Source organism: Streptomyces sp. NPDC059371, assembly GCF_042751995.1.
In the GTDB taxonomy this organism is placed as follows: domain Bacteria; phylum Actinomycetota; class Actinomycetes; order Streptomycetales; family Streptomycetaceae; genus Streptomyces.
This window is the reverse complement of sequence record NZ_JBHYXD010000074.1, coordinates 12,788-28,461: the sequence shown is the minus strand read 5'-3', so window position 1 is coordinate 28,461 and position 15,674 is coordinate 12,788. Positions and strand designations below refer to the sequence as shown.

The following is a 15,674-nucleotide window of genomic DNA, read 5'->3' as shown; positions in this document are numbered from 1 at the left end:
CCCCTCCCCTCCCCACCCCAGCCCCGCGGGCGCGCCCCCCCCGGCCCCGCCCCCCGCCGGGGGGGGGCCCCCCCGGCCCCCCCCCGCCCCCCCCACCCCTTCGATGCTGGAGTGCCGCGAGGCTAGGCGGCCTTCGCCTTGGTGGCGTACATGTCGACGTACTCCTGGCCGGACAGCCGCATGACCTCGGTCATCACGGAGTCGGTCACGGCGCGCAGCACGTACCGGTCGCGGTCCATGCCCTCGTAGCGCGAGAACTCCATGGCCGGTCCGAAGCGGACCGTGACCTTGCCCGGACGCGGCATGCCCGCGCCGCCCGGCTGGAGCTTGTCCGTGCCGATCATCGCGAACGGGACGACCGGGGCGCCGGTCATCAGGGTGAGCCGGGCGATACCGGTGCGGCCGCGGTACAGACGGCCGTCGGGGGAGCGGGTGCCCTCGGGGTAGATCCCGAAGATCTTGCCCTCCTCCAGGACGCGGCGGCCGGTCATCAGCGCGGCCACGCCGCCGTTGGCGCCGTCCCGGTCCACCGGGATCATGCCGACGCCGGTGAAGAACCACGCCATGAGCCGGCCCTTGAGGCCCTTGCCCGTGACGTACTCGTCCTTGCCGATGAAGAACACCTGCCGGTCGCACACCAGCGGAAGGATCATCGAGTCGATGAACGTGAGGTGGTTGCCGGCGAGGATCACCGGCCCCTTGCCGGGGATGTGCTCCACGCCCTCCACCCGTAGGCGGAACATCAGGCGCATGATCGTTCCGAGCACTGCCTTGATGAGCGCGAAGCGGGACAACGGGCCCTCCGGTGTCAAGGGATCGGTATGGAGTCTGTGCAGGTGAGGACCATACTCGCGGTTCCCGGTCGATTGCACATCGGGTTCATCGACCGGATACGCACTGTTGACCTACGTTTACCTGCGATTGCGTGCCCGTGAGCGGTGGACACCGGGGTCGTCCGGTGTGACGGACATCGCGCGCGGGTACCGGCGAACGGGTGAGCGCCCGGCGAAGGGCCGTGCGCCGGTCTCCGCCTCACGGCTACCCCCGACCGCCCGGCCGATGCCGACGGACCGTCAGATTCCGCATCCCGCGGTGGATCCGAGGTCACCCACTGTTCCGCCGCGGGCCCCCCTCCCGTCACACGGGGGCACCTACGATCGTCCCGCTTCGACAGGCAGGCACCTACGGCGGGAGGAGCGCTCATGGGAGCGCAGGAGTCGAACGGTCAGGAGCGGGGCACGGCGCGGCGGACGCTGCTTTCGGCGGCGGTGCTCGGGGCGGGCGGAGCGGCCCTCGGCCTGCCCGGCACCGCGAGCGCGGACGAACGCCACGGAGGCGGCGGCTATCGCGGCCTGCCCAGGCCGACCGTCATCGGTCACCGCGGCGCCAGCGGCTACCGGCCGGAGCACACCTTCGGCTCGTACCAGCTCGCCCTCGACCTGGGCGCCGACGTCGTCGAGGCCGGTGACCTGGTGCCCACCAAGGACGGTCACCTCGTGTGCCGCCACGAACCGGAGATCGGCGGGACCACGGACGTCGCCGCGCATCCCGAGTTCGCCGGCCGCAGGACCACCAAGACGCTCGACGGCGTCCCCACCACCGGCTGGTTCACCGAGGACTTCACGCTCGCCGAGCTGAAGACCCTGCGCGCCATCGAGCGCGTCCCCGCCAACCGTCCGCACAACACCCTCTACGACGGCCGCTGGGAGATCCCCACCTTCGAGGAGGTGCTCCGCTGGCAGGACGAGCAGACCCGCAAGCGGGGCAAGCAGGTCTGGATCTACCCCGAGACCAAGCACCCCACCTACTTCCGGGCGCTCGGTCTCGGCCTGGAGGAGCGGGTCGCGAAGCTGCTGCGCAAGTACGGCAAGGACAGGAAGGATTCGCCGGTCATCCTCCAGTCCTTCGAGCCGAGCAGCATCCAGCGGCTGGACAAGCTCGTCGGCAACCCGCTCGTCGTCCTGCTGTCGGCCGCGAACACCCGCCCCTGGGACTTCGTCGCGGCGGGTGACCCCCGCACCGTCGCCGACCTCGTCACGCCCGCGGGCCTGGAGTGGATCGCCTCGTACGCGCAGGGCATCGGCCCCACCCTCGACCTGGTCATCCCGAAGGACGCGGCCGGTAACCTCACCACCGCGACCACGCTCGTCGCCGACGCGCACCGGGCGGGCCTGATCCTGCACCCGTACACCATGCGCAACGAGAACCCGTTCCTGCCCGCGAACTTCCGCAAGGGCACCGCCGCGGATGCCTACGGGGACCCCTTCGGCGCCTTCAAGGTCTACTTCGAGACGGGCATCGACGGCGTGTTCTCCGACAACGCGGACACCGCGGTGCTGGCCCGCGCGGACTTCCTGAAGCGATGAGTCCACCGCCCCGGGCCGCCCGCGGACCGGGGCACGGACCAGGACCGGGACACGGGCCGGGATCGGGACACGGGCCGGGATCGGGACACGGGCCGGGATCGGGCCACGGAGCGGGACAGGTGCCCGCCCTCCGTCAACGGACGACCAGGTCACCCCGGATGGGGTGAGAAACGGCCGCCCCGGCAACCTCGCGCCGGGGCGGCCGCGTGGTGCCGCACATGACGCACGAACTGCTCACCACCCTTCGCCCGCTGCTCGCCGCCGAGGCGTCGGCGGAGGCCCATGCCTCCGGCGCCGAGCGGGGCGACCTGGAACAGGCCGTCTGGCTACGGCTGCTGGAACGCCTGGAGACGACGGGACCGCCCGCCGACCCGCAGCGCTGGGTGCGCCGGGCCGTGCGCTCGGAGGCCCGCCTCTGCCGTCGCAGGGCACGCGTCGAGCAGCCCTACGCCACCGAACCCGCCGACGACGGCTCCGGCCCGGAGCAGCGGGCGATGGTCGCCGTCCGCCGGCGTGAGCTGCACGAGGCGGTGCGCCGGCTGCCCGGCCGCTGCCCCGGCCTGATGGCCGCCCTGCTCTCTCCGGCGGACCTCACTTACCGGGAGATCGCAGGCGAGTTGGGTATCTCACAGGGCAATCTTGGTCCGGAACGCTCCAGATGTCTTGGATGTCTTCGGCGATTGCTGACGCCGGAGGTTGCGGCCCGCTGACGACGGGGATAGGAGTGGGGGACGACCGGTGGAACAGGTGAGCGGGAGGCATGCACACATGGGCATGAGCGTGACCATCTCGGCGGCGACCGAGCAGGATGCGGAATCGATCCTGAAGCTGCAGTACCTCTGCTATCAGAGCGAGGCCGAGCTGTACGGCGACTACGGCATCGAGCCGCTCACACAGCCGCTCGACTCCCTCAGGGCGGAACTGGCGGGCGGCACCGTACTGGTGGCCCGGCTCGGCGACGAGGTGGTGGCCTCCGTACGCGGCGCCGTCGACGCCGACGGAACGGCCCGCATCAACAAGCTCATCGTGCACCCGCGCATGCAGCGGCACGGCCTGGGCGGACGTCTGCTCGACGCCATCGAGGCACGCCTGGGCGCCGAGGGCGCGGCCAAGTCCTTCCAGCTCTTCACCGGCCACCGCAGCGAGCGCAACCTGCGCCTGTACCGCAAGCACGGCTACGCCCCCGTCTCGCAGGAGCGGGTGGGCGAGCGCATGACGCTGGTGACCCTGGCCAAGGGCGCCGACGCCGGCGTGTACGCCACCAGCGCCTGAGCGCCCACGACCGCCCGCCCGGCTTTCGGCCGGGAGCCGTCAGCCGGCGTTCGTACGCGCCTTGCGCAGCCAGTACATCGCCGACAGCGGCAGCAGGACGGGGATGAAGAGATAGCCCATGCCGTAGTCCGACCACACCGTGGCGTCGGGGAACGCGGACGGCTCGGCCAGCGTCCAGGTCCCGACGACCAGTACACCCGCGAGCTCGGCGGCGCAGCACACCAGCGCCGCCCTGCGCGCCCGTTCGCCGCCGCGCACGAGCGAGTACGTGATGAACCCGTAGACGAGACCGGCGACCGCGGACAGCGAGTAGGCGAGCGGCGCCTTGTCGAACTGTGTGGAGATCTGCACGGCCGACCGTGAGACGGCGCCGACCACCATCACCCCGTACAGCCACACCAGCAGGATGCCCGGGCCGCTGATGAGCCGCGCGCGCTTCGTGCCGGCGGACGGCTCCGCCGGGGCTCCGCCCTGTTCGTCGCGCATGTCCTGAGTCACCGGCGTGTTCTCCTCCGTGGCCGTCATCTCAGCCTCCCCAGATGTCGTAGAGCCGGACCTCGAGCACGGCGAGGACGATGCCGCCGGCCGCCACCGTGACCGAACCCCAGCGGGTGCGCTCCGCGAGCGACATGAATCCCGCGGCGGGAATGCACGCGAAGGCGCCGATCAGATACGCCACGAAGATGGTCGTGCCCTGGTCCGGCTTCTCGCCGCGCGCGAGCTGGACGACGCCGATCACGAGCTGGACCAGTGCGAGCACGCTCACCACGGCCATGCCGATGAAGTGCCAGTCCTTGGTGGGCTGATCGCGGTGGGCGGCCCAGCCGCACCAGGCGGCGAGCACGAGCGCGGCGACAGCCGTCGCGACCGTCAGGGCATCAAACATGCCGTGACCCTATTACGGGCCAAAAGACCTGATGCGCTCGCCCCCGGGCTGCCCGGCGGGCCAGTGTCCGCCGCGCTCCGGGCGGGCCGCGCCGCGGGCCCTGCCACCGTGGCGTTGGCCACAACGCTCCGAGCCGGTGACCTCGACGCCGACCTCGCGGTCGAGGGCTCCTCTCCCTTGCCCGTACTGGTGACGCACGAGGGAGTCGAGCTCTCCGTCCGGGGCGGCCGAGGCCGAAAAGTGACCACCACTGTCCATTGCTGTCCGCTATTCGGACAGCGATGGCGGTCCCCACCCTCCTGTCTGCTTTACTTCCTTCCATGACCACGACGAGCGACCGCATCCTTGCGACCGAGGCGACCATGACGCCCGGTGCTCGTTGTATGTGTCGAATGTGCGCCTGCTAGAGGGCCCTCGCACCACCGCCTGATCCCGCGCCCCGAAGCGGGATCACCGCGCCCAGTGTCCGTACCGCGTACGTGACCGGGCTGCCCCGCGCACACGTTCTCCTTCCGGTTCCATCGCCATCGCGAGAACCGTGCCGCGTTCCGACCGCATGCACCCGTGCCCGGCGCACACCCACGCCCCGCACTCGACAGTGACGGAATTCTCCAGTGATCACGACAACGGGCCTCACCAAGGTCTACCGCTCGCGCGGCCGTGAAGTGACCGCCCTCGACGGCGTCGATCTGCACGTCCGCGAAGGCGAGGTGTTCGGCGTCATCGGCCAGTCCGGTGCCGGCAAGTCCTCGCTCATCCGCTGCGTGAACCTGCTGGAGCGTCCCAGCTCCGGCACGGTCACCGTCGACGGCCGGGACCTCACCGCCCTCGCCGGGCGCGGTCCGCGGGCCGGCCGGGAGCTCCGCCAGGCGCGCAGCCGGATCGGCATGGTCTTCCAGCACTTCAACCTGCTGTCCTCGCGGACCGTCCAGGAGAACGTCGAGCTGCCGCTCGACATCCTCGGCCTCTCCAGGAGGGAGCGCGGCCACAAGGCCCTCCAGCTCCTCGGCCTGGTCGGCCTGTCCGACAAGGCCAAGTCCTACCCGGCCCAGCTCTCCGGCGGTCAGAAGCAGCGCGTCGGCATCGCCCGCGCGCTGGCCGGCGACCCGAAGGTGCTGCTCTCCGACGAGGCGACCAGCGCCCTCGACCCGGAGACCACCCGCTCCATCCTCCAGCTCCTGCGTGACCTGAACCGCCAGCTCGGTCTGACGGTCCTGCTCATCACCCACGAGATGGACGTCGTCAAGACGGTCTGCGACTCGGCCGCGCTGATGGACAACGGCCGCATCGTCGAGTCGGGCACCGTCAGCGAACTCCTCGCGACGCCCGGCTCCGAACTGGCCGCCGCGCTCTTCCCGGTCAGCGGCACCGCCTCCGGCGAGGACCGCACGGTCATCGACGTCACCTTCCACGGCGAGTCGGCCACCCAGCCGGTCATCTCGCAGCTCTCGCGCACGTACAACATCGACATCTCGATCCTCGGCGCCGCGATGGACACCGTCGCGGGCAGGCAGGTCGGCCGGATGCGCATCGAACTGCCCGGCCGTTACGAGGAGAACGTCGTGCCGATCGGATTCCTGCGCGAACAGGGCCTGCAGATCGACATCCAGGGGCAGCAGCCCGAGCTGGTCAAGGAAGGTGCCAAGTGAGCTGGTCCGAGATGCAGCCGCTGCTGTCCGAGGAGTGTTGGAACACGCTCTACATGGTCGGCTGGTCCACCCTCATAGCGATCGTCGGCGGCCTGCCGCTCGGCGTCCTGCTGGTGCTGACGGACCGCGGGGGCCTGCTGCAGAACGTCGTCGCCAACAAGGTCGTCGGGCAGGTCGTGAACATCGCCCGCTCGATGCCGTTCATCATCCTGATGGTCGCGCTCATGACCTTCACGCGGTGGGTCACCGGCACGACCATCGGCCGCGACGCCGCCATCGTGCCGCTCGCCATCGGCGCGATCCCCTTCTTCGCGCGGCTGGTCGAGACAGCCGTCCGTGAAGTGGACGGCGGGCTCGTCGAGGCAGTGCAGGCGATGGGCGGCAACACCTGGACCGTCGTCCGCAAGGTCCTCGTCCCCGAGTCGCTGCCCTCGCTGATCTCCTCGGCGACCACCACGGTCGTGGCCCTCATCGGCTACTCCGCGATGGCCGGCACCGTCGGCGCCGGCGGCCTCGGCGACCTCGCCATCCGCTACGGCTACCAGCGCTTCGAGACCGAGCTGATGTGGATCATCGTCGCCATCCTCGCCGTGGCCATCTCGGCCATCCAGTTCGCCGGCGACTACGCGGCCCGGACCCTGGACCGCCGCGGCGGCCACTCCGGCTCCGCCCCGAAGCTGCGCCTGCTGAAGACCCGCCGGCCCGCCGCCGTGGACGTCGGCGAGGCCGTCTGAACAACCGCGGACCCTCACGCGGTCCCCGGCCCCATCCGCAGATTTCCCCGTCCACCCCATGACGGGGCGCTCCACCCCTCAGGAAAGGCACTTTTCGTGCGTAACACCGCCAAGATCACCACTGCCGTCCTCGCCGCCGGAGCCCTCACCCTGGGTCTCTCCGCCTGCGGCTCCGACAAGGACTCCACCGCCTCCGACACCAGCGGCCCGCTCATCGTCGCGGCCAGCCCGGTTCCTCACGCCGAGATCCTGAACTTCATCGAGAAGAACCTGGCGAAGAAGGCGGGTCTCGACCTGGAGGTCAAGGAGTTCCAGGACTACATCGTGCCCAACACGGCCACCGAGGACGGTTCGGTCGACGCCAACTACTTCCAGAACCAGCCGTACCTCGACGACTTCAACAAGAAGCGCGGCACCCACATCGTGCCCGTCGTCACGGTGCACCTGGAGCCGCTCGGCCTCTACTCCCACAAGGTGAAGAGCGCCGACGCCCTGAAGAGCGGCGCGACGGTCGCGGTGCCGAACGACGCGGTGAACGAGGCGCGTGCCCTGAAGCTGCTCGCCTCCAACGGGCTCATCACCCTCAAGGACGGCGCCGGCAACGAGGCGACCCCGCAGGACATCGCCAAGAACCCCAAGAACCTCAAGTTCAAGGAGGTCGAGGCGGCGCAGACCCCGCGCTCCCTGGACGACGTGGACGCCGCGGTGATCAACGGCAACTACGCCATATCCGCCGGCCTCAAGCCCGCCAAGGACGCCCTCGTCCTGGAGTCGGCGACGAACAACCCGTACGGCAACTTCCTCGCGGTCAAGAAGGGCAACGAGAACGACCCGCGCGTGAAGAAGCTCGCCAAGCTCCTCACCTCGCCCGAGGTCAAGAAGTTCATCGAGGACAAGTACGCGGGTTCCGTCATTCCGTCGTTCAAGTAGGCAGGCGGCCGGGCCGATTTGCGGCCCGCGGCCCGACTCGTCACCGCACGGGGTCCACTCCATTACCCGGAGTGGACCCCGTTGTGCCGTTCAGTGGTTTCATGCTGCATGCTGGGCAGTTCAGCGGACCCGACGGTACATCAGGTCCGAAGTCCCCGACGGTTACGGAGCGTCGCATGACGAGCACCTTCCCCGACATCTCCATCAGCACGGAGCGGTTGGTCCTGCGTGCGCTCGACGAGGACGACGTGCCCGCGCTGACGGAGATGATGAACGACGAGATGGTGGCGGCCTGGACGTCGATCCCCCAGCCGTTCACCCAGGACGGCGCTCGCGACTGGATCGCCGACTACGCCCCGACGGAACGCGCCCAGGGGCGTGGACTCGACCTCGCCGTCACCGAGTTCCTCACCCAGCGCCTGGTCGGCGTCATCCAGCTCGGCAAGACCAACTGGCGGGTCAGGTCCACCGAGCTGTCGTACATCATCGCCCCCTGGGCGCGCGGCGAGGGCTACGCGTCCGAGGCCGCGCTCGCCACCGCCCGCTGGCTCTTCCGCGAACAGAAGTTCGAGCGCGTGGAACTGCGTACGGCCGCGGGCAACACCGCCTCGCAGCAGGTGGCCCAGAAGATCGGCTGCATCAGCGAGGGTGTGCTGCGCAACGCCTGCATAGCGCGCACCCGGACCGAGGACGGCACCTGGGTCGACCTGCGCACCGACTTCATCGTGTGGAGCCTGCTGCCCGAGGACCTCGACGGCATGGAGGGCCACCTCACGGACACGGGCGGCTTCGCCTCCTTCAACGACTGGAACTGAGGCGGCGGCCGGCCGCACTCCAGCCCGCTCGGGAGGCCCGCACCGGTGAACGGGAGCCGTCGTGGCGGGGCGTGCACGGTCACGGTGGGGCGTGTACGGCCATGGCTGGTCGTAAGCGGTCATGTCAGGTCGTATACGGCCGGGTCGAGTCACATGGGTGTACGGCGGTCAGCTCACCGGATACCGGCTCGCGCGGACCCGGCTCCCGCGGACACTGGCTCGCGCGGACCCGGCTCGCGTGGACCCGGGCCGTCGTCGGGGCCCCTCGTCCCGGCGCGGCGGGACCACTCCCCGCGCCACGCCGACCGCCACACGTCCGCCGCACCGCGCCGGGGTACCCTCACCAAGCCCGCCCGGGCTGCACCTGAGACCCGCGAAGACCTGTCTGGAGACTGACGACGATGGCCGACCGGGTCACGGTGATCGGCTGGGACGGCTCGCCGCCGACCGTCGCGGCGCGTGCCGCTCTCGGTGCCGCCACACTGGTGGCCGGAGCGGCCCATCATCTCGACCTCCCCGAAGTGCCCGAGGGTGCCGAGCGCGTGCGGCTCGGCAGCGTCGGCCTCGCCGCCCGCCGCATCGCGAGCCACCGGGGCACCGCCGTCGTCCTCGCCGACGGGGACCCCGGATTCTTCGGTGTCGTACGCACCCTGCGCTCACCCGAGTTCGGCCTGGAGGTCGAAGTCGTGCCCGCCGTCTCCTCCGTGGCCGCGGCCTTCGCCCGCGCCGGAATGCCCTGGGACGACGCACAAGTAGTCGTCGCACACAGCCGCACGTTGCGACGCGCGGTGAATGTATGCCGAGCCCACACCAAGGTCGCCGTCCTCACCTCGCCGGGCGCCGGACCCGCCGAACTCGGGCTCCTCCTCGAAGGGGTGCACCGCACCTTCGTCATCTGCGAGGAACTCGGCACCTCCCGGGAGCAGGTGACGATCCTCACCTCCGACAAGGCGGCCGACCACGCCTGGCGCGACCCGAACGTCGTGATCGTCATCGGCGCCTTCGTGGCCGCGGCCGAGGGCGGCTGGATCGCCGGCCGGGAGCCCGCCGGCGGGCCGCGCGGCTGGGCGCTGCCCGCGCGGGCGTACGGCGGCGCGCTCGGCGAGGGCGAGACGGACCTGCTGCGCGCCGCCCAACTCGCCCGGCTGGGGCCACGCGTCGGCGACCTCGTCTGGGACATCGGCTGCGGCAGCGGCGCCTTCGCCACCGAGGCCGCCCGCACCGGCGCCGCCGTCATCGCGGTCGATCGCAGTCCCGGCTCCTGCGCCCGCACCGAGCACTCGGCCCGCCGCTACGGCGTGCAGATGCAGATCGTGCACGGCAGCGCCCCGCACGTCCTGGAGGACCTGCCCGAACCCGATGTCGTGCGCGTCGGGGGCGGGGGCGCGGCCGTCGTCTCCGCGGTCGCCGACCGACGTCCCCAGCGGATCGTCGCGCACGCCGCGACCCGTGACGCCGCCGAACTCATCGGCCGCGATCTGAGCGAGCACGGCTATGACGTCGAGTGCGCGCTCATTCAGTCCGTCGAACTCGATACACGGGCCTGGACGGAGAAGGAGCGGAGCGTCGCGTTCCTGCTCAGCGGCCGTCTGCCGGATCGCGCCCCGTGATCCTGTTGTCGTACCGCGCGCGGTAGGCTGGCCGATCGTTGTACCGCTCCTGGGGGTCGGCCTTTCGTAGGTCAATGTCCGGAAAACCCGCCCGTTTTGAGGCGTGTGTGGTACGGCGGAACCCGGAGGACGCGCAACGTGGCGTAGTCCACAGCGGGCTCTCGCGGATCACGCTGTCGCGAGGGCGGGATGACCGGGACAATGCCTGTTAATGGCTTTGTCGTCTTTGTTGGCCGGTCGTACGTGCCGCTGGGCACACCCGCTCGTTCTTCACTGTGGGGCGGTCGGTGCGCCGTTCCGGGCGAGCTGGACTTTGGAGCACTAACCGATGGGCGAGGGGTACGCATGACCGACACCGGCCAGGTCCCGGGCGAGGGAATGCCGGAGAGCGCAGGCATGGTGGAGCAGCCGGGCGTCACCGCACCCGGCACGTACACCTACCTCGACTCTTCCGAGAGCCCCGTCGAGGAGGACGACCTCCTTCTCCTGCCGGGCGCGCCCGGTGCCCAGGGTGCCTGGGGCAACGAGGTGCCGCCGCCGGCCCCGATGCCCTTCATGGACGAACCCGGCCCGCACGAGACGGACGGACGCGACACCGGCGCGATCGACCTAGGCGCCGTGCGCGCGCCGAGCCCGGCGCCCGTGCCGCAGCCGGTCCCGCAGCCCGTGACGCCGCGCCGTCCGCTGCACCTCGGCCCGCCCACCCCGGACGGTTCCTCCAGTCCGGTGCGTTCGCTGGCCGACCGGGGACCCGCGGGCGCCCGCCCGAGCGCCATGGCCACCCCGGTCACTCCGCTCCGCCAGGCCGGTCCGGCGACCGTCGGCCCCGAGTACCTGGACGTGCCCCTGTCCGGCGACGCCCTGCCGCAGGCCGCGGCGCCGTGGGGGACCGTGCCCGTCGGCGGTGAGGGCGCGGCCGTGGAAGCGGTCGCCCCCGAGGCGCCGCTGCCCGAGGCCGTGGTCGGCGCGGAACCCGTATGGGGTCCCGAGGTGCCGCAGGCCGCTGAGGCCGAGCAGGTGCCCGGCGTCGTGGCGGCGCCCTTCGTCCACGACCCGGCCCAGGCGCCGGGGGCCGACGGCGTGGCGCTCGACCTCCAGGACCAGGCGGACGGCCCGGCTCCCGAAGCCGTTTCCGCGACGGACGGCTCGGCCACCCCGCCGATTCCCGTCGCCCCGCAGTTCCAGGACGCCCCGGTCACGCCGGACATCGCCGACCTCGCGGCACAGGCCGCCGGCGCGACGCCCGGCTACGAGGCCGTACCGGCGCAGACCACCGAGGACACCGGGCACGTCCTGCCCGCGCAGTCGCTCGCGCCTGCCGAGGACCTCGCCCCGGCCGAGGACCCCGCCGCGCAGGTCCCGGCGCGGCTCGCGGACCAGGGCACCCACGCGGCCGACCCGGCCGCCCCCGACCTCCAGGGGACCGGGTTCGCGGAGCCCCCCGTCCGGACGCCGGAGCCCGCCGTCCCCTTCGCGGACGAAGCGTCCCTGACCGACGCCGAGGAGCCCCCCGGCGCCCCGGCCGCCCACGCCTACGAGACCCCGGAGTCCGCCCTCTCGGCGCTCTCCGCGCGCTCGGCGGAAGCCTCGCTCGGCGGTCAGGAACTCGCCCTCGACACGGTCCGGGCCCAGCAGTTCACCGACCGGCTCGCCACTACGGAGAACGGCGCGGTGCTGTCCGAGGACGGCTCCCTCGCCCACGACGGCGCCGCCCTGTCGGCGCCCGGCGTCATCGACCCGCGGGCCGTGCCGGTCGGCGTGGCCGCGCACGGCGAGGCCGCCCACCTGGCCACCGGCGACCAGCACCACGCGGCGCACGGCGACCAGCACCACGCGGCGCACGGCGACCAGCACCCCGAGAGCGCCCTCGACGCGACGGGCGTCCCCGGATTCCCCGGCGCGCCCCTCGTCCCCCAGGCCGACCGGAGTCTCGGCGGATTCGTGCCCGTGGACGGCACGGTGCCCACGACCGCGCACCTGGCCCCGACCCCGCCGCACGGCATGACCGTGGCTCCCGCGCCCGACGAGGAACAGCCGCCCGCGCAGGAGGCCCCGGCGGTGGCACCCCTCCCGGCCGAGGAGATTCCCGCGGCGGAGGCCGAGCCGATCGTCCAGGCGTCGGTGCCCGCACCCCGGGAGGCGGAGGACGGCCCCGAGGCCATGCCCGTGGCGGACCCGCTCACCGCGGAGCCGGAACCCGTGGCCGCACAGCAAGCGGAGGACCTGCACACCCAGGTCGCCGACCAGGAAGAGAGCACGGCCGTGGTGGAAGACGTACGCGAGTCCACCGGCCCGGCGGCCGCCGGCTTCAACGACGCCGAACGCGAGGCCGTCCTGCGCGTGATCCGCGAACGCCGTGACATCCGCAACGGCTTCCGCAGCGACCCGATCCCGCACGACGTGCTGCTGCGCGTCCTGGAGGCCGCGCACACCGCGCCCTCCGTCGGCCACTCCCAGCCCTGGGACTTCGTCGTCATCCGCTCCGCCGAGACCCGGCGCAGCATGCACGAACTCGCCCAGCGCCAGCGCGAGGCCTACGCCAAGTCGCTTCCCAAGGGCCGGGCCAAGCAGTTCAAGGAAATGAAGATCGAGGCCATCCTCGACACCCCGGTGAACGTCGTCGTCACCGCTGACCCGACCCGCGGCGGCCGCCACACCCTCGGCCGGCACACCCAGCCGCAGATGGCCCCGTACTCCGCCGCGCTCGCCGTGGAGAACTTCTGGCTCGCCGCCCGCGCCGAGGGCCTCGGCGTCGGCTGGGTCAGCTTCTTCGACGAGCGTGAGATGGTCCGCGCGCTGGGCCTGCCCGAGCACCTCGAGGTCGTCGCCTACCTGTGCGTCGGGTACGTCGACGAGTTCCCGGAGGAGCCCGAGCTGATGCAGGCCGGCTGGTCCAAGCGCCGCCCCCTGTCGTGGGTCGTGCACGAGGAGACGTACGGCCGCCGCGCGCTGCCCGGCGAGGAGCCGCACGACCTGCTCGCCGAGACGGTCTCCAGCATCCGCCCGCTCGACGCCAAGGCGCTCGGCGAGGCGTGGGAGCGCCAGAAGCGGATGACCAAGCCCGCGGGTGCCCTCGGCATGCTGGAGATCATCTCCGCGCAGTTGTCGGGCCTCTCCCGGATGTGCCCGCCGCCGATCCCCGAGCCGGCCGCCGTCGCGATCTTCGCCGGTGACCACGGTGTCCACGCGCAGGGCGTGACCCCCTGGCCGCAGGAGGTCACGGGCCAGATGGTGGCCAACTTCCTCGGCGGCGGCGCGGTCTGCAACGCGTTCGCCAACCAGGTGGGTGCCGAGGTCTGTGTCGTCGACGTGGGCGTCGCCTCCGACCTGCCCGCCACGCCGGGTCTGCTGCCGCGCAAGGTCCGGGCGGGCACCGCCGACATGACCACCGGTCCCGCCATGACCCGGGAAGAGGCCGTAGCCGCGCTGGAGGTGGGCATCGAGACGGCCCGCGACCTGGTGGCCGCGGGCAACAAGGCACTGCTGACCGGTGAGATGGGCATCGCCAACACGACCGCGTCGGCTGCCCTGATCTCGGTGTTCACCGGTGCCGACCCGGCCGAGGTCACGGGCCGCGGCACGGGCATCAACGACGAGACCCTGGCCCGCAAGACCGAGGTCGTCCGGCGTGCCATCGAGTTCCACCAGCCGGACCCGGCGGACCCCATCGGCGTCCTCGCGGCGATCGGCGGCCTGGAGCACGCCGCCATGGTCGGCCTCCTCCTCGGCGGCGCGTCCCTGCGGACGCCGGTGATCCTGGACGGCGTCAGCGCGGGCGCCGCGGCCCTGGTGGCCCGCGCCATCGCCCCCGAGGTCCTGGCCGCCTGCATCGCGGGCCACCGCAGCGCCGAGCCCGGTCACGTGGCCGCACTGAACAAGCTGGGCCTGCGCCCCCTGATCGACCTCGACCTGCGCCTCGGCGAAGGCACCGGCGCCCTGCTGGCCCTGCCCATCGTGCAGAGCGCGGCGCGGGCGATGCACGAGGTCGCGACGTTCGACTCGGCCGGAGTGACCGAGAAGTAGGCCCCCGGCACCGGTGGGGCGGGGTGGGCGGGCGTTCCGGCCTGCCCGCCCCGCCCTCGCCGTAGTCTGGATTCCTACCGAAGAACCCCACGTCAGGGCCGCTCCAGAGCCGCAGCGCCCACCGCACCGCCTGCCCGTACGAGGAGCCGCACCTCCATGGCCGAACACCCCGCCTACCCGGTAGGCCTCCGTCTCGCCGGCCGCCGCGTCGTCGTCCTCGGCGGCGGTCAGGTGGCCCAGCGCCGGCTCCCCGCGCTCATCGCGGCGGGCGCGGACGTCCACCTCGTCTCCCCGCAGGCGACCCCGTCCGTCGAGGCGATGGCCGACGCGGGCGAGATCACCTGGACCAGGCGCCCGTACGAGCAGGGCGACCTCGCCGACGCCTGGTACGCGCTCATCGCCACCAGTGACCCGCGGGCCAGTGCCGAGGCCTCGGCCGAGGCCGAGCGCCACCGCGTCTGGTGCGTCCGCTCCGACGACGCCGACGCGGCGACCGCGTGGACCCCGGCCACCGGCCACAGCGAGGGCGTGACCGTCGCCGTCCTCACCACGGACGCCAAGGGCCGCGACCCCCGCCACACCGCCGCCATCCGCGACGCCGTGGTCGAGGGCCTGCGTGACGGCACGCTCGTCGCGCCGCACCACCGCACCCGTACCCCCGGCGTCGCCCTCGTCGGCGGCGGCCCCGGCGACCCCGATCTGATCACCGTCCGCGGACGCCGGCTGCTGGCCGAGGCCGACGTGGTCATCGCCGACCGCCTCGGCCCCCGCGACCTGCTCGCCGAACTCCCGCCGCACGTCGAGGTGATCGACGCGGCGAAGATCCCGTACGGCCGGTTCATGGCCCAGGAGGCCATCAACAACGCGCTCATCGAGCACGCGAAGCAGGGCAAGTCCGTCGTCCGGCTCAAGGGCGGCGACCCGTTCGTCTTCGGCCGCGGCATGGAGGAGGCCCAGGCGCTCGCCGCGGCCGGGATCACCTGCACGGTCGTCCCCGGCATCTCCAGCTCGATCTCGGTGCCGGGTGCCGCGGGCATTCCGGTCACCCACCGGGGCGTCGCCCACGAGTTCACCGTGGTCAGCGGTCATGTCGCCCCCGACGACGAGCGCTCTCTCGTCGACTGGCCCGCCCTCGCCAAACTGCGCGGCACCCTCGTCGTCCTCATGGGCGTCGACAAGATCGGCCGGATCGCCGACACGCTCGTGGCGCACGGCAAGCCCGCCGACACCCCCGTCGCCCTCGTCCAGGAGGGCACGACCGCCGCCCAGCGGCGCGTCGACGCCACCCTGGCCACCGTCGCCGAGACCGTTCGCGCCGAGGACGTGCGGCCGCCCGCGGTCATCGTCATCGGCGAGGTCGTGGACGTCGGCCCCGGACTTCCCGAGTAA

The 15,674-nt window shown here is 72.3% G+C and carries 13 protein-coding genes; 10 read left to right on the top strand and 3 right to left on the bottom strand.

Features of this window, described 5'->3' with window-relative positions:
• Positions 1-122: 122 nt before the first annotated feature.
• The gene (locus ACFXGX_RS31135; RefSeq protein ID WP_351862431.1) at positions 123-812 is read right to left on the bottom strand and encodes a lysophospholipid acyltransferase family protein; all 690 of its coding nucleotides are present in this window, start codon (positions 810-812) and stop codon (positions 123-125) included.
• 390 nt (positions 813-1,202) lie between these two features.
• Here ACFXGX_RS31135 and ACFXGX_RS31130 point away from each other — a divergent pair, with 390 nt between their 5' ends.
• The 3 genes from ACFXGX_RS31130 (at position 1,203) to ACFXGX_RS31120 (ending at position 3,638) form a co-directional block, all read left to right on the top strand.
• The gene (locus ACFXGX_RS31130) at positions 1,203-2,366 is read left to right on the top strand and encodes a glycerophosphodiester phosphodiesterase (protein ID WP_384797612.1); all 1,164 of its coding nucleotides are present in this window, start codon (positions 1,203-1,205) and stop codon (positions 2,364-2,366) included.
• Between the two features lie 218 nt (positions 2,367-2,584).
• Positions 2,585-3,076: a sigma-70 family RNA polymerase sigma factor gene (locus ACFXGX_RS31125; protein WP_384797609.1), complete on the top strand. Its 492-nt coding sequence runs from the start codon at positions 2,585-2,587 to the stop codon at positions 3,074-3,076.
• Between the two features lie 58 nt (positions 3,077-3,134).
• On the top strand, positions 3,135-3,638 hold the full coding sequence (locus ACFXGX_RS31120) for a GNAT family N-acetyltransferase (protein WP_355773722.1): 504 nt from the start codon (positions 3,135-3,137) through the stop codon (positions 3,636-3,638).
• Between the two features lie 39 nt (positions 3,639-3,677).
• On the opposite strand, the gene ACFXGX_RS31115 is transcribed toward ACFXGX_RS31120, so the two are convergent.
• Together ACFXGX_RS31115 and ACFXGX_RS31110 are read right to left on the bottom strand one after the other, a co-directional pair.
• Positions 3,678-4,124, bottom strand: coding sequence for a hypothetical protein (locus tag ACFXGX_RS31115; protein ID WP_384797654.1), 447 nt, complete (start codon positions 4,122-4,124; stop codon positions 3,678-3,680).
• Between the two features lie 40 nt (positions 4,125-4,164).
• A complete protein-coding gene (locus ACFXGX_RS31110; protein WP_384797605.1) occupies positions 4,165-4,524 on the bottom strand; it encodes a hypothetical protein in 360 nt (119 codons plus the stop codon).
• 614 nt (positions 4,525-5,138) lie between these two features.
• Between ACFXGX_RS31110 and ACFXGX_RS31105 the strand changes: the two genes are divergently transcribed.
• From ACFXGX_RS31105 to cobA, 7 genes are all read left to right on the top strand, one after another.
• Positions 5,139-6,173, top strand: a complete 1,035-nt coding sequence (locus ACFXGX_RS31105) for a methionine ABC transporter ATP-binding protein (RefSeq protein WP_384797602.1) — start codon at positions 5,139-5,141, stop codon at positions 6,171-6,173.
• Complete coding sequence (locus tag ACFXGX_RS31100) at positions 6,170-6,907, top strand: methionine ABC transporter permease (RefSeq protein WP_384797598.1); 738 nt, start codon at positions 6,170-6,172, stop codon at positions 6,905-6,907. Before ACFXGX_RS31105 ends, ACFXGX_RS31100 begins: the two co-directional genes overlap by 4 nt.
• A 96-nt stretch (positions 6,908-7,003) precedes the next feature.
• Positions 7,004-7,837 (top strand): MetQ/NlpA family ABC transporter substrate-binding protein, encoded by an 834-nt coding sequence (locus ACFXGX_RS31095; RefSeq protein WP_384797595.1) that lies wholly within the window; start codon positions 7,004-7,006, stop codon positions 7,835-7,837.
• 176 nt (positions 7,838-8,013) lie between these two features.
• On the top strand, positions 8,014-8,652 hold the full coding sequence (locus ACFXGX_RS31090; RefSeq protein ID WP_384797592.1) for a GNAT family N-acetyltransferase: 639 nt from the start codon (positions 8,014-8,016) through the stop codon (positions 8,650-8,652).
• A gap of 401 nt (positions 8,653-9,053) precedes the next feature.
• Positions 9,054-10,262, top strand: a complete 1,209-nt coding sequence (cbiE, locus tag ACFXGX_RS31085) for a precorrin-6y C5,15-methyltransferase (decarboxylating) subunit CbiE (RefSeq protein ID WP_384797589.1) — start codon at positions 9,054-9,056, stop codon at positions 10,260-10,262.
• Between the two features lie 345 nt (positions 10,263-10,607).
• Positions 10,608-14,285, top strand: a complete 3,678-nt coding sequence (gene cobT, locus ACFXGX_RS31080) for a nicotinate-nucleotide--dimethylbenzimidazole phosphoribosyltransferase (RefSeq protein ID WP_384797586.1) — start codon at positions 10,608-10,610, stop codon at positions 14,283-14,285.
• Between the two features lie 156 nt (positions 14,286-14,441).
• Positions 14,442-15,674: a uroporphyrinogen-III C-methyltransferase gene (cobA, locus tag ACFXGX_RS31075; protein ID WP_384797583.1), complete on the top strand. Its 1,233-nt coding sequence runs from the start codon at positions 14,442-14,444 to the stop codon at positions 15,672-15,674.

What these genes read in the sequence shown, in the direction of transcription:
- ACFXGX_RS31120 (WP_355773722.1), top strand. Translation starts at nt 3,135, where the DNA reads ATGGGCATGAGCGTGACCATCTCGGCGGCGACCGAGCAGGATGCGGAA.
- ACFXGX_RS31090 (WP_384797592.1), top strand. Translation starts at nt 8,014, where the DNA reads ATGACGAGCACCTTCCCCGACATCTCCATCAGCACGGAGCGGTTGGTC.
- ACFXGX_RS31130 (WP_384797612.1), top strand. Translation starts at nt 1,203, where the DNA reads ATGGGAGCGCAGGAGTCGAACGGTCAGGAGCGGGGCACGGCGCGGCGG.
- ACFXGX_RS31125 (WP_384797609.1), top strand. Translation starts at nt 2,585, where the DNA reads ATGACGCACGAACTGCTCACCACCCTTCGCCCGCTGCTCGCCGCCGAG.
- cobA (WP_384797583.1), top strand. Translation starts at nt 14,442, where the DNA reads ATGGCCGAACACCCCGCCTACCCGGTAGGCCTCCGTCTCGCCGGCCGC.
- cbiE (WP_384797589.1), top strand. Translation starts at nt 9,054, where the DNA reads ATGGCCGACCGGGTCACGGTGATCGGCTGGGACGGCTCGCCGCCGACC.
- cobT (WP_384797586.1), top strand. Translation starts at nt 10,608, where the DNA reads ATGACCGACACCGGCCAGGTCCCGGGCGAGGGAATGCCGGAGAGCGCA.
- ACFXGX_RS31115 (WP_384797654.1), bottom strand. Translation starts at nt 4,124, where the DNA reads ATGCGCGACGAACAGGGCGGAGCCCCGGCGGAGCCGTCCGCCGGCACG.
- ACFXGX_RS31110 (WP_384797605.1), bottom strand. Translation starts at nt 4,524, where the DNA reads ATGTTTGATGCCCTGACGGTCGCGACGGCTGTCGCCGCGCTCGTGCTC.